Annotated in this window: 14 protein-coding genes, 1 pseudogene and 1 other annotated feature; of the genes and pseudogenes, 14 read left to right on the top strand and 1 reads right to left on the bottom strand. The window is 37.1% G+C overall.

Annotated features, from left to right (window positions below; translation table 11 throughout):
* The 9 genes from rfbD to Q0191_RS00340 form a co-directional block, all read left to right on the top strand.
* On the top strand, positions 1-815 hold an 815-nt coding region (gene rfbD, locus Q0191_RS00380; RefSeq protein ID WP_297662781.1), incomplete at its 5' end, for a dTDP-4-dehydrorhamnose reductase.
* A 138-nt stretch (positions 816-953) separates the two neighbouring features.
* A complete protein-coding gene (gene cps2T / locus Q0191_RS00375; RefSeq protein ID WP_297662779.1) occupies positions 954-2102 on the top strand; it encodes a beta 1-4 rhamnosyltransferase Cps2T in 1149 nt (382 codons plus the stop codon).
* Positions 2099-3034, top strand: a complete 936-nt coding sequence (locus tag Q0191_RS00370; RefSeq protein ID WP_297662777.1) for a glycosyltransferase family 2 protein — start codon at positions 2099-2101, stop codon at positions 3032-3034. Before cps2T ends, Q0191_RS00370 begins: the two co-directional genes overlap by 4 nt.
* A 5-nt stretch (positions 3035-3039) precedes the next feature.
* The gene (locus Q0191_RS00365; protein WP_005590601.1) at positions 3040-3849 is read left to right on the top strand and encodes an ABC transporter permease; all 810 of its coding nucleotides are present in this window, start codon (positions 3040-3042) and stop codon (positions 3847-3849) included.
* Positions 3849-5051 (top strand): ABC transporter ATP-binding protein, encoded by a 1203-nt coding sequence (locus Q0191_RS00360; RefSeq protein ID WP_297662775.1) that lies wholly within the window; start codon positions 3849-3851, stop codon positions 5049-5051. The genes Q0191_RS00365 and Q0191_RS00360 overlap by 1 nt, the downstream gene beginning before the upstream one ends.
* 19 nt (positions 5052-5070) lie before the next feature.
* Positions 5071-6105, top strand: a complete 1035-nt coding sequence (locus Q0191_RS00355) for a glycosyltransferase (protein WP_297662773.1) — start codon at positions 5071-5073, stop codon at positions 6103-6105.
* Positions 6102-7898, top strand: a complete 1797-nt coding sequence (locus Q0191_RS00350; RefSeq protein WP_297662771.1) for a rhamnan synthesis F family protein — start codon at positions 6102-6104, stop codon at positions 7896-7898. The genes Q0191_RS00355 and Q0191_RS00350 overlap by 4 nt, the downstream gene beginning before the upstream one ends.
* A gap of 12 nt (positions 7899-7910) precedes the next feature.
* Entirely contained in the window at positions 7911-10367 is a 2457-nt protein-coding gene (locus Q0191_RS00345) for an LTA synthase family protein (RefSeq protein ID WP_297662782.1), read from the top strand.
* 70 nt (positions 10368-10437) lie between these two features.
* Positions 10438-10926 (top strand): EbsA family protein, encoded by a 489-nt coding sequence (locus Q0191_RS00340; protein WP_045499491.1) that lies wholly within the window; start codon positions 10438-10440, stop codon positions 10924-10926.
* Here the strand turns inward: Q0191_RS00340 and Q0191_RS00335 are convergent.
* Positions 10923-11120, bottom strand: a complete 198-nt coding sequence (locus Q0191_RS00335) for a ferredoxin (protein ID WP_306452468.1) — start codon at positions 11118-11120, stop codon at positions 10923-10925. The two genes, Q0191_RS00340 and Q0191_RS00335, sit on opposite strands and share 4 nt — an antisense overlap.
* A gap of 45 nt (positions 11121-11165) precedes the next feature.
* Here Q0191_RS00335 and Q0191_RS00330 point away from each other — a divergent pair, with 45 nt between their 5' ends.
* The 5 genes and pseudogenes from Q0191_RS00330 to Q0191_RS00310 all read left to right on the top strand — a co-directional run.
* A complete protein-coding gene (locus Q0191_RS00330; protein ID WP_048765175.1) occupies positions 11166-11624 on the top strand; it encodes an SAG1386/EF1546 family surface-associated protein in 459 nt (152 codons plus the stop codon).
* Positions 11625-11633: 9 nt separating this feature from the next.
* On the top strand, positions 11634-12311 hold the full coding sequence (cmk, locus tag Q0191_RS00325; protein ID WP_297662765.1) for a (d)CMP kinase: 678 nt from the start codon (positions 11634-11636) through the stop codon (positions 12309-12311).
* A 26-nt stretch (positions 12312-12337) separates the two neighbouring features.
* Positions 12338-12468 (top strand) — a sequence feature (ribosomal protein L20 leader region).
* A gap of 16 nt (positions 12469-12484) precedes the next feature.
* Positions 12485-13015 (top strand): translation initiation factor IF-3, encoded by a 531-nt coding sequence (gene infC / locus Q0191_RS00320; protein ID WP_015604487.1) that lies wholly within the window; start codon positions 12485-12487, stop codon positions 13013-13015.
* A gap of 33 nt (positions 13016-13048) precedes the next feature.
* Positions 13049-13249, top strand: a complete 201-nt coding sequence (gene rpmI, locus Q0191_RS00315) for a 50S ribosomal protein L35 (RefSeq protein ID WP_146566150.1) — start codon at positions 13049-13051, stop codon at positions 13247-13249.
* Between the two features lie 46 nt (positions 13250-13295).
* A pseudogene (locus Q0191_RS00310) lies at positions 13296-13372 on the top strand (50S ribosomal protein L20); the annotation flags it as partial.

The raw sequence follows: 13372 nt of genomic DNA, 5'->3' as shown, positions 1-13372 counted from the left end.
AGCTCCGCTATCTTTTGGATGAGCGCAATGAGGAGTATGTGGCTGTTGATGTGGCAGAAATGGATATTACCAATGCCCAAATGGTGGACAAGGTCTTTGCTGAAGTCAAGCCAAGCTTGGTCTATCACTGTGCAGCCTATACAGCTGTTGATGCGGCTGAAGACGAAGGTAAAGAGCTGGACTATGCCATCAATGTGACTGGAACCGAAAATGTTGCAAAAGCAGCAGAAGCACATGGAGCAACCTTGGTCTACATCTCAACAGACTATGTCTTTGACGGCCAAAAGCCTGTCGGTGAGGAGTGGGAAGTAGATGATCGGCCAGATCCGCAGACGGAGTATGGCCGTACCAAGCGCATGGGTGAAGAGCTGGTTGAAAAATATTCTAGCCGTTTCTACATTATCCGTACTGCTTGGGTCTTTGGTAACTACGGCAAAAACTTTGTCTTTACCATGCAAAATCTTGCTAAGACACATAAAACTCTGACAGTAGTCAATGACCAACATGGCCGTCCAACTTGGACTCGTACGCTGGCTGAATTTATGACCTATCTGGCTGAAAATCAAAAGGAATTTGGTTATTACCATCTGTCTAATGATGCGGCTGAGGACACCACTTGGTATGATTTTGCAGTGGAAATTCTCAAAGATACAGATGTGGAAGTCCAGCCTGTTGATTCCAGCAAATTCCCGGCTAAGGCTAAGCGACCTTTCAACTCAACTATGAGCCTGGCCAAAGCTAAGGCTACAGGCTTTGTCATTCCGACTTGGCAAGATGCTTTGAAAGAGTTTTACAAGCAGGAAGTAAGAAGATAAAGCGTTGATAGACTAGTTCACTATGAACTAGTCTATTTTATGGGTGAAACAACTTAATGAACCTTGTTGAAAGTTCCACAAATCACCAAGAAAATGATATAATAGAATAGATTGTAAATCTTTGAATAGAGGAAAAGCATGAGACATGTCTTCATCATCGGGAGTCGCGGACTTCCTGCTAAATATGGCGGATTTGAAACCTTTGTTGAAAAATTAGTAGAAAATAAGGTTTCTTCCAAAATCCAGTATCATGTAGCTTGTTTGTCGGATGATGAAGCTTTTCATCATTTTGATTACAAGGGAGTGGATTGCTTCACCATTAAGGCTCCTAAATTAGGGCCGGCTCGGGTGATCGCCTATGATATGATGTCCATCAATTATTCTTTAAAGCTAGTGCAAGAGCAGCAGATTAAGCGTCCAATTTTTTATATTTTGGGTAATACGATCGGAGCCTTTGTGGCACCTTTTGCACATAAAATTCATAAAGCAGGCGGGACTTTCTTTATTAATCCAGATGGTCTGGAATGGAAGAGAGCTAAGTGGCCTAAGCCGGTTCAAGCCTATCTTAAATATTCTGAGAAGCTTATGACCAAGCATGCTGATCTGGTCATTGCGGACAACCAAGGAATTGAAAGTTATATAAAACAATCCTATCCTTGGTCTAAGAAGGCTTTCATTGCTTATGGGACAGATCTCCAGCTATCTTCTCTTGACTCTCAGGATGCTTGCGTGCGTGATTTTTTTGAGAAATGGCAGAGCAGAGAAAAGGAATATTATTTGATTGTTGGACGTTTTGTGCCAGAAAACAACTACGAGACCATCATTCGGGAATTTATAAAATCCAAAACCCAACGTGACTTGCTGATTATCTGCAATCATGAGGGAAATCCTTATTTTGAAGAGCTCAAGCAAAAAACGGGTTTTGATAAGGATTCTCGGATTAAGTTTGTCGGGACTGTTTATGATCAGGAACTGCTCAAATATATCCGCAATCAAGCCTTTGCCTATTTGCATGGACACGAAGTCGGTGGAACTAATCCCGGGCTTCTGGAAGCTCTGGCTCAGACTGATGCTAATTTGGTTTTGGACGTGGACTTCAACCATCAAGTAGCCCAAGAAACAGCTTTGTATTGGCAAAAAGAAGAGGGGCAGTTGGCCCAGCTGATTGACCGAGTAGATGCTCAAACAGCCTTTTCTGAGCTAGGTCAGGCGGCCAAAGAAAATATGAAAGAAAACTACACCTGGGAAAAAATTGTAGGTGAATACGAGGAGCTATTTTTATCATGAAAGTGACTATTCTTCTGTCTACCTATAATGGGGAGCAGTTTCTGGCAGAGCAGATTGAAAGTATTCAAGCCCAAACCTATAGGGATTGGCAGCTCTTGATTCGAGATGACGGCTCTAGTGATGGGACACGAGCGATGATTGAGGACTTTTGTCGTCAAGATAGCCGGATTTTCTTTATCAATCCGGAAGAAGCTCAAAATTTGGGTGTCATTAAGAGTTTTCATAGTCTGCTTAAATATCAGGATTCGGATGTTTACTTTTTTAGCGATCAGGATGATGTCTGGTTGCCGGATAAGTTGGCGATTCAGTTAGCAGCAGCAGAGAAATACGATGCTTCCTTACCTTTGTTGGTTTATATGGATTTAAAAGTAGTGGATCAGGACCTAAATGTTGTTCACGAAAGTATGATTCGGACGCAGTCTGACCATGCCAATACAGAATTGATTCAAGAATTGACGGAAAATACGGTGACAGGTGGCGTTTCGATGATTAACCGTGCTCTGGCTGATTTGTGGACAGGGCAGGAGGAGCACGAACTGCTCATGCACGATTGGTATCTGGGCTTGTTGGCTTCAGCTTTCGGACAGCTCGTTTATCTGGATCAGCCAGGTGAACTCTACCGCCAACATTCGAATAATGTGTTAGGAGCCCGAACCTTACGCAAGCGAGTGAAGAACTGGATTCATCCTAGCCGTCTATTTGCTAAATATTGGAAATTGATAAAAGACAGTCAGACTCAGGCTCGCAACCTTCTCAGCCAGCCTCTGACAACTGAAAATAGAGAAATTATTGAACATTTTGTGACAATCATGGAAGCCCCTTTTGCAGAGCGACTGCGACGGATTCGAAAGTATGGCTACAGAAAAAATCGTGCCTTTCATACTTTGGTTTTCACGACGCTCATTCTCACAAAATTTGCTTATAAGGAGTAATATACATGCTAGATTATTTTAGCCAAAAAAACTGGATTCTCTTGAGAGAGATGATTAAAACAGATTTTAAATTACGTTATCAAGGCTCTCTTATTGGCCACTTATGGTCTATTTTGAAACCTCTACTACTATTTACGGTCATGTATTTAGTTTTTGTACGTTTTTTACGTTTCGATGATGGTACCCCTCATTACGCAGTATCGCTTCTCTTAGGAATGGTGACGTGGAACTTTTTCTCAGAAGCAACCAATATGGGCATGATGTCTATTGTGTCTAGAGGGGACTTGTTACGAAAGTTGAATTTCTCTAAGTCGATTATTGTCTATTCTGCTATTGCAGGTGCGGCAATAAACTATGCAATTAATCTATTGGTGGTTTTTGTTTTTGCGTTGATTAATGGTGTCTCATTTAGTTTTGGATGGTTAGTCATCATTCCTTTGTTTTTAGAGCTGGTTTTAATGTCGGCTGGTTTTGCCTTTATGCTCTCTACTCTCTTTGTAAAATATCGCGATATTGGTCCAATTTGGGAAGTAGTGCTGCAGGCAGGCTTATATGCGACACCAATCATTTATTCACTGACTTTTATTCTTCAGAGAGGACAAGTTACTTTTGCAAAATTAATGATGCTAAATCCAATTGCACAAATTATTCAAGATTTACGCCACTTTGCAATTTATTCAGGGAGCATGCGAGGATGGGATTTGATTGAAAATCCATGGATTGCTCTGATTCCTTATTTGTTGCCAGTAGTGATATTTGGACTTGGATATTATATCTTTAATAAAAATGCTAAGAGATTTGCGGAGATTCTATAATGTCAAATAATATTGCAGTAAAAGTTGACCATGTCAGTAAGTTTTTTAAACTGCCAACAGAGTCAACACAAAGTTTAAGAACAAGCCTAGTTAACCGATTTCGAGGAATCAAAGGTTACAAAGAACAACATGTCCTAAAGGATATTTCCTTTGAAGTGGAAAAGGGAGATTTTTACGGGATTGTCGGGCGAAATGGTTCGGGCAAGTCCACTCTTCTTAAAATTATCTCAGAGATTTATATTCCCGAAAAGGGCACAGTGACCATTGATGGTAAGCTGGTTTCCTTTATCGAGCTAGGTGTCGGATTCAATCCAGAGCTGACCGGCCGGGAAAATGTCTATATGAATGGCGCTATGCTGGGCTTCTCAACTGAAGAAGTAGATGCCATGTACGATGATATCGTGGAGTTTGCTGAGCTAGGTGAGTTTATGAATCAAAAACTCAAAAATTATTCTAGCGGGATGCAGGTTCGCTTGGCCTTTTCAGTTGCAATCAAGGCTCAAGGGGACATTCTGATTTTGGATGAGGTTCTGGCTGTGGGGGACGAAGCCTTTCAGCGCAAATGTAATGATTATTTCTTAGAAAGAAAGAATTCTGGTAAAACAACTATTCTGGTTACCCATGATATGGGAGCAGTTAAGAAATATTGTAATAAGGCTATTTTAATTGAAGATGGTTACATTAAAGCCAAGGGTGAGCCTAGAGATGTTGCCAATCAATATAGCTTTGACAATACAGAACAAGTAATCACTTCAGATCAACCGGGAATTGAAAGAAGTGGTTCAGTTGTTGAAAATTTGAAGTTATCACTATTGTCTTCTAAAAGAGCTACACCAAATGAACCAATTTCATTTGATTTGACGTATACCTTGCTAGAAGCTGTGCCGACTTATATTGCTATCTCATTTACAGATATTGATCGTAATATTTGGATTTATAATGATAATACGATGGATAATTTAACAAGTGGCAAGGGTGATGTTAAGGTAAACTATCAGTGTTCACTAGCAGGACTAAACGATATTAAGTTAAAACTTGAAATTACTGTGAGGGATGAGAATAATCAAGTTTTAGCCTTTCTTCCGACTGATGAGATTCCAGTTATTGTTCTAAATAGGGATGATATTGATGAAGATGATGAGTCAGCTAAAGATTCTTCAACTGGTATTATTCAAAGAAATGGGAAGTGGAGTTTTTCTTAAGAGAAAAAGGGAAGTTTGAATGAAAGTATCAATTATTTGTACCAATTATAATAAGGGGGATTGGGTACGAGAGGCTATAGATAGCTTTCTCAATCAGAAAACAAATTTTGATTTCGAGATTATTATCATTGATGATGCTTCAACAGATCATTCGTATGAGATTATTCAAGAATATCAAAATAAGTTTTCTGAAAAAGTTAGAACTTTTCGTAATGAAGTGAACCTTGGCATTACTAAAACTTGGAAAAAAATTTGCCGAGAAGCTAAAGGTCAATATATCGCAAGATGTGATAGTGATGATTTTTGGATTGACCCATTAAAACTTCAAAAGCAAGTTGATTTGTTGGATGCTTCAATTGATTCACTTTGGTCAAATACTGAATTTGATATGATAGACTTAGACGGGAATCTTATCCAAAAAAATGCCTTTGCTAATAAGGCGCTTCCTTTGATTGATTCCTATGAAGAGATGCTTGTTATGAAAGGTATGACGATGGCTTCAACCTGGTTGGTTGATACCGCACTTATGCAAGACGTATCTGCTCAAATTAGCGATACAGCCGCAGACGATACATTTGAGTTACAACTTGAATTATTCAAACGCACTAAAATTTCTTTTTTGAGTGATTCCACCACTGTGTATCGTATGAATTTAGGGTCCGATTCAAAACCTATGACATTGGAGACTGCTGAAAAGCGGTTCACAGGTATCTTGGATTCTCAAATTAAATATCTCAACAAGTATCCAGATCAGGATATTCAAAGAATCTCACACTTAGCGCTTGTTAAGGATCGTGATTTGGATGTCTTAGTTTTTAAAAAAGATCGTCAGATAAAAGACTTAGATTTAAGACTGAATCAGGTGTCGCGAATTTCTCATGATCAAAATGAGTATATTGAAGTTTTGAAGAAAGAGAGTCAAGAGTTTCAAAATGAGTTGAATCGTTTACAGATTTTATATGATGACTTACAAAACCAATATAACAGTGTTGTTACTTCGAGAAGATGGACAATACCAACTAAAATTATTAATTTCTTTAGGAGAAGTAAATGAAACGTCTATTGCTTTATGTTCATTTTAATAAATATGATCATATTAGTCGGCATGTATTTTATCAACTTGAACATATGAGACCATTGTTTGATAAATTAGTTTTTATTTCAAATAGTCGTCTTAGTGAAAGTGAAGTACAAAAACTTCGTGATAAACACCTGATTGATGATTTTATCCAACGTGAGAATAAAGGTTACGATTTTGCTGCTTGGCATGATGGTATGAAATTTGTTGGATTTGATAACTTGAAACAGTATGATTCTGTCACTGTTATGAATGACACTTGTTTTGGTCCACTCTGGGACATGGCACCGATCTATGATAACTATGAATCAAACCCAAATGTAGATTTTTGGGGTATGACTAATCATCAAGGAATCAAAGCCGGTGATATTTATATTCATGAACATTTGCAATCTTACTTTATTTCATTTAAAAAACGCTTAGTTGAATCTAGTGTTTTCCAAAAGTTCTGGAAATCAGTTGAGAGTTTCGAAAATGTTCAAAAGGTAATTGATAATTATGAAACTCTTTATACCAAGAAATTCATGGATGCTGGATTTAACTATGAATCTATTCTCAATACGATTCCATTAAATGACAAGTTTTTCCATAGCAATTTCACTATTCATTATCCCCATGTTTTGCTTGATGCAGGAGTGCCGTTCATCAAGGTTAAAACATTTGATTTAACTCAGCATCTAGCTCCTTATTTGCTTAAGGAAATCGAGAAAAGAACGAACTATCCAGTAGAATTTATCTTATCTCACATGTCAGATATGAGTTTACCAACTCCACCTTATTTACTTGATCGCAAAGTTATTGAGGAAAGTTCACAGACATATTCAGACACTAAAAAAATTGCTGTACATCTTCATACCTACTATGTTGACTTACTAGAAGACTTTTTAAAGCAATTTGAAAATTTTCACTTTACTTATGACCTCTTCCTAACTACGGATTCAGAAAAGAAAAAATTAGAAATTGAAGCTGTTTTATTAAAACATAATCAACCAGGGAAGATATATATTACTGGAAATAAAGGTCGAGATATTATCCCAATGCTTAAATTGAGAGAAGAATTGAGTACCTATGATTATATCGGGCATTTCCATACTAAAAAATCTCCAGAATATCCATATTGGGTAGGAGATTCATGGAGAAATGAGCTATTTGATATGTTACTAAAACCGGCTGATTTAATTATGGCTAAGTTGGAAAATGATGATCGTTTGGGATTAGTAATTGCAGATATCCCGACTTTTTTCCGATATACTAAGATTGTGGATCCGTGGAATGAAAATAAATTTGCTGACGATATGAATATTCTTTGGGAGAGAATGAACATTAATCGTTCCATTGACTTTAATAAATTAAATACCTTTATTATGAGTTATGGAACATTCATTTGGTTCAAGTATGATGCCTTGAAACCACTCTTTGATTTAAATCTACAAGATGAGGATATTCCTTCGGAACCTCTTCCGCAACATACTATTTTACATTCTATCGAGAGAATTCTTGTTTATTTAGCTTGGTCACAAAGATTTGACTATGCTATTTCTAAAAATGATATCTATATCACACCATTTGTAGATAATACTGTTTTAAATATTCGTCCAGATACTTTACCTAATACTTATATTAATTTTGATAATATCGGGGGAATCAAAGGCGCCTTAAAATATATTTATCGAGGGCCAGGTAGTGCGATAAAGTATATTATAAAAAAAATATTAATAAAGATAAATGGGACAAGAAATAATTTATCAGATAAAGAGGGAAGAAGTTAGTTGAAAAAAGAACTGAAATCTTTAGGTGACTATTATGAACAGATTTGCTTTATTTTAATTAGTTGTTTAATCTTAGATGTGACAGCTGTTAATATTAATGTCTCCTCAGCTTTTAAAATATCTACTATTAATTCCCCGTTCCTAATTTTTGCAATGATTATTAGTGGAATTGTATGCTGGTTATTAGGACGCTATATTTCAAAATTTCTACGAAAAGAAACATTTATCGCTATTGTAGTTGTCTTTTTTATCTACATACTGTTTTCTTATCTGTTAGAAATCACAAGAAACTTGAACGATTTTTCTTATAAAATATGGGATATTGACAAGAATCATTTATGGCAAACTAATAGTTTATATTTAATAATTCCCATACTAGCTTTTGGAATTATTAACAAATATATTCTGAAAAAAGGTAAGCAGGAACCATTTAAAACTTTTAATATTAATTATCAGAACTTAAGTTTTATGGAGACATTAGTCGTTTCCCAGTTATTTATTATAATGTGTATAACAGATTCTAAATTGCCAGCGGTAATGGATAGACTTTCATTATTTTTAGAATTTACGAATACAAATAGTGAGCAATATATTTTTCGATTAATTGTTTTTGTTATCTATATTGTGCTAGTCTCTACAATTCCAAGCTTCGTACTTGTGAAAGGTATGAGAGATGTTATTAACAATCGTTCTAGTTTTTCAGTAGCATTTACATTTAGTGCACTTTTTGCGTTTATCTTCAATTACACAATTCAAGATAGTCTCAAAGCTGATGTAATCATATTAGATTTACGCTTATTTACAGGAGCAACACTTTTTCAGATTATTATCTTTTTTGCTTTATTTTTATTAATTTATTTAATTTGTAATAGTTTTTTATTCCCGACAATCATTTGTATATTTTTGGGAGTTGTTACAACTATTGCAAATAGTTTGAAATTTCAATTTAGGCAGGAGCCAATTCTTCCTAGTGACTTAGCTTGGTTGAAGACACCGAGAACCTTGCTAAGCTATGCAGATGGACATTATGGAATGTATATTTTACTTAGCGTTTCTATAGTAACAATATTCTATCTTGCTGTTAGAAAATATATTTTACCAAATAAATTAATCCAGAATTTCAAACATAGACTGGCTTTAATTTTACTAATCTGCAGTTTTTTTGCTACAGTTACAGGAATCTTTTCGTCTAAAAAAGATGGAAGAGTTGCAGAAAATATTCCTGTGATTTCTATTTTGAATAATTACCATGATTTGACTTGGTATGGTAATACGATTAATTCTCAATTACGATCGTTGTCATTCGTATGGTTCTCGCAGATGTCAGAAACTGTGATGACACAGCCGAATGGCTATAGTCAGTCTAAGATTCGTTCTTTGGAAGAAAAGTATAAACAATTAGCAGATTCAATAAATACTACTAGATCAAACCTAATAAGCGAGCAAACTGTAGTTTATGTTTTGAGTGAAAGTTTTTCTGATCCTGAAAGGCTCTCAGGTATATCAATTACTACAACTCCGATTCCAAATATTCATGATGTCAAATCACGAACGACAAGTGGTTTGATGCAATCAGACGGTTATGGTGGCGGAACTGCAAATATGGAGTTTCAAACACTTTCAGGACTTCCATACTATAATCTTTCACCAAGTATATCGGTTCTCTATACAGAAATTGTTCCTAGAATGAATGCATTTCCTGCAATCAGTGATCAATTTGGATCGAAAAATCGTATTGCCATACATTTAGCTTCTCCAACGAATTATTCTAGAGATATTATTTATAAGACATTAGGGTATGATAAATTTATTTCTTTAGGAACTAGTGGATTATCTGTTTATAGGCAGGGAGAAAATTATAGCGATGCTTCTTCTTATCAACTAGTATTAGATAACTTAAAGAAAGAGCAAAATCAGTTTTTTTCTGTCATAACAATGCAGAATCATGCACCTTGGTCAGAAAGTGAACCATCGAATCTTATGGCACAAGGAGAGGGTTTTACAGCTGATGAAAATAACAAGTTAGTAAACTATACTCGCTTGCTCTACCACACAGACAATGCGACCAAGGAGTTTCTAGACAAGCTTTCTAAAATTGATAAAAAGATAACAGTAGTCTTTTATGGTGATCACTTGCCAGGTCTGTACCCTCAGTCAGCTTTTAAGGATCATCCTGAAAATCAATACTTGACCGATTACTTTATCTGGAGCAATTATGAGACACCTAAGTTGAACTATCCTTTGGTCAATTCTAGTGATTTTTCAGCCTTGCTACTTGAGCAGACCAATTCGAAAGTATCTCCTTACTACGCTTTATTGACAGAGGTTCTCCATAAGGCTAGTGTGGACAAGAAGGCACTGGATTCATCAGCTCAGGAAATTGCAGATGATTTGAAATTGATCGAATATGATATGGTTGGTGGGAAAGGATATCTTTCGAAGGATTTCTTTGCTGTACCAGCAAAATAAAAAATAGAATAGGTTTACCAATTCTATTTTTTATTATTTTATGCTAAACTAGTAGTACGGGGGTGAAGATATGATAAAGATTTTTGGGAAAGTACGCTATCATTGGCAACCAGAAATGTCGGTGTTGGTGATTTATTGGTCTTTGTCAGTCATTCCGATTTTTATAGGACTGGCCTTGATGTACGAAAGCTCCAGTGTTCCGACTCTTGTTCTCTTTTCATTCTTTTTGTTTATGGTCTTACTGGCTATCGGTGTGCATAGATATTTCACGATTTATGATGACGGTATTTTGCGCATTATTACGGCAAATCCTTTTACGCCAATCAAGATTGATATTTCAACGATTGAGAAGCTAGAAGTTACAAAAACGTCTATCACCCTTCATTTTACAGGGAAGAGTCGTAGCAGGACCTTCTGTATGCGGAAGTGGCCAAAAAAATATTTTGTCAACGCCCTAGCTTTAAATGAACATTTTAAAGGCGAGGTTGAACTAGTAGACAATCTGACTCTTCTAGATTATTTTGAGGTCTACTATGGTGACCAATCTAAGAAAAATTAGTCTTTTAGCAGAGCTCGGGTTGGACAGTTTTTAATAGCCTCGAGAATCTCAGGCTGACTCTCAACCTCTTTTTCTAAGAGCTGGTCGTCTTGATAAAATTTGACAATGCCATTATCGTGATAATCAAAGAGATCTGAGTAGGTCTGGCAGAGTCCGCAAGCAATGCAACGTTCGGGAATGAGTGTAACTTTCATACTCATATTGTAATAAGATTTTTAGAAAAACTCAAGGAGGAAGTCATGGAAAAAGAACCATGGGAAGCAGATGTATATGATAATGGAGCAGAGAAATTGAATCGCAGAAAGAAAAGTCAGGCGAGTAAAGTTGACCGCTGGCTGACCATATTAGCAGCTATTTTTCTAGTGATGGTCATTGCTATGGCACTATTTTTCGCCTACCTCTCTACTGGCGGAAGTAATAAAAAAACCGTTATGGATGGATTTTATGGTACTTCTAATGCAGCTGCATCTTCAAGTAGCAGTGCGGAGCAACCAGCTCCATCAGAGCAACCAAGTGAATCAGAAGAAAAGCCAACTCAGTCTTCAGAAGGTACTTTGACTGTTCAGCCTGGTGAAGGAGAAGCTGCGATTGCAGCGCGTGCAGGTATCTCTATTGCAAAATTGGAGCAATTAAATCCGTCGCACATGTCTACTGGTTCTTGGTATGCCAACCCAGGTGATATTGTTAAGATTCAGTAGGAGCGGGTTATGAAACAGATTCAGATTGCGATTGATGGACCTGCTTCAAGTGGAAAATCCACTGTTGCAAAGATTATTGCCAAAGATTTTAATTATACCTATTTGGATACGGGTGCCATGTACCGTGCAGCCACTTACCTAGCTTTACAAAATCATTTGACTGAAAATGATGTAGATGAGATCGTAGCCTTGCTCGAGACTTATTCGATTAGTTTTGGTCGTTCTGAAAATGGTGAGCAGCTAGTGTTTGTAGGAGATGTTGATGTTACTCATCCGATTCGAGAAAATGAAGTGACCAATAATGCGTCGTGGGTATCAGCTATCCCGGAAGTGCGTGAAAAATTGGTTCATTTGCAGCAGTTAATTGCTGCACAGGGCGGCATCGTCATGGATGGTCGTGATATTGGGACAGTAGTCTTGCCAGATGCAGAATTGAAAATTTTTCTAGTGGCTTCAGTTGAGGAAAGGGCAGAGCGCCGCTACAAAGAGAATCTCGAAAAGGGGATTCCAGCTGATTTGGAAACTCTTAAAAAAGAAATAGCGGAGCGGGACTACAAGGATAGTCATCGCGAAGCATCACCCTTGAAGCCAGCGGCTGACTCCATTCATTTTGATACGACAGGCATTGGAATTGCAGAAGTTGTCAAATTTATTGAAGAAAAAGCGAAAAAAATTATTGACAAATAAAAAGAAACTTGGTATGATAGTGGAGTTGAGAAAAGCAGAAGTGAGAACTTCTCGCCTTGCGACTAACGTTGTCTGGCTCTACAGGATTCAGTTTCAGTGATGAAATACTATCATGTAGTGCGGGTTTGCGTTAGCAGGTCCGCACTTGTTTTTCTCTAAAAATAAAAAAAGAGGTGAAAACCATAGCAAAACAAGACTTATTCATCAATGATGAAATTCGTGTGCGTGAAGTTCGGTTGATCGGTCTTGACGGCGAACAATTAGGTATTAAACCGCTTAGCGAAGCGCAATCTCTTGCGGATGAAGCGAATGTCGATTTGGTCCTGATTCAGCCACAAGCTAAACCACCTGTTGCGAAAATTATGGACTATGGCAAGTTCAAGTTTGAGTATCAGAAAAAGCAGAAAGAACAACGTAAAAAACAAAGCGTTGTCACTGTGAAAGAAGTACGTCTCAGTCCTACCATTGATAAAGGGGACTTTGATACAAAACTTCGTAACGCACGCAAGTTCCTTGAAAAAGGAAATAAAGTTAAGGTATCCATTCGCTTTAAAGGCCGGATGATTACCCACAAAGAAATCGGGGCTAAGGTCTTGGCAGACTTTGCTGAAGCAACTCAAGATGTTGCAATTATTGAGCAAAAGCCTAAGATGGATGGACGTCAAATGTTCATGCAAATGGCACCGATTAGTGACAAAAAATAAACTGTCAGAAAGTTAGAAAAAGGAGATTTTATCATGCCAAAACAAAAAACACACCGCGCATCAGCTAAACGTTTCAAACGTACAGGTTCTGGTGGACTTAAACGTTTCCGTGCTTACACTTCTCACCGTTTCCACGGAAAAACTAAGAAACAACGTCGTCATCTTCGTAAAGCATCTATGGTGCATTCAGGAGATTTCAAACGTATCAAAGCAATGCTTACAGGTCTTAAATAAGAGATTTTGTGACAATTATCTAGGAAATATTTGGAGGAAATAAAACATGGCACGTGTTAAAGGTGGCGTTGTATCACGCAAACGTCGTAAACGTATTTTAAAATTAGCTAAAGGTTACTATGG

It is taken from the genome of uncultured Streptococcus sp. (assembly GCF_938036805.1).
Taxonomy (GTDB): Bacteria; Bacillota; Bacilli; order Lactobacillales; family Streptococcaceae; genus Streptococcus.
This window is presented reverse-complemented; position numbering and strand designations above follow the sequence as displayed.

Coding starts and splice junctions, on each gene's coding strand:
- cps2T (WP_297662779.1), top strand. CDS start 954: ATGAGACATGTCTTCATCATCGGGAGTCGCGGACTTCCTGCTAAATAT.
- Q0191_RS00370 (WP_297662777.1), top strand. CDS start 2,099: ATGAAAGTGACTATTCTTCTGTCTACCTATAATGGGGAGCAGTTTCTG.
- Q0191_RS00365 (WP_005590601.1), top strand. CDS start 3,040: ATGCTAGATTATTTTAGCCAAAAAAACTGGATTCTCTTGAGAGAGATG.
- Q0191_RS00360 (WP_297662775.1), top strand. CDS start 3,849: ATGTCAAATAATATTGCAGTAAAAGTTGACCATGTCAGTAAGTTTTTT.
- Q0191_RS00355 (WP_297662773.1), top strand. CDS start 5,071: ATGAAAGTATCAATTATTTGTACCAATTATAATAAGGGGGATTGGGTA.
- Q0191_RS00350 (WP_297662771.1), top strand. CDS start 6,102: ATGAAACGTCTATTGCTTTATGTTCATTTTAATAAATATGATCATATT.
- Q0191_RS00340 (WP_045499491.1), top strand. CDS start 10,438: ATGATAAAGATTTTTGGGAAAGTACGCTATCATTGGCAACCAGAAATG.
- Q0191_RS00335 (WP_306452468.1), bottom strand. CDS start 11,120: ATGAAAGTTACACTCATTCCCGAACGTTGCATTGCTTGCGGACTCTGC.
- Q0191_RS00330 (WP_048765175.1), top strand. CDS start 11,166: ATGGAAAAAGAACCATGGGAAGCAGATGTATATGATAATGGAGCAGAG.
- cmk (WP_297662765.1), top strand. CDS start 11,634: ATGAAACAGATTCAGATTGCGATTGATGGACCTGCTTCAAGTGGAAAA.
- rpmI (WP_146566150.1), top strand. CDS start 13,049: ATGCCAAAACAAAAAACACACCGCGCATCAGCTAAACGTTTCAAACGT.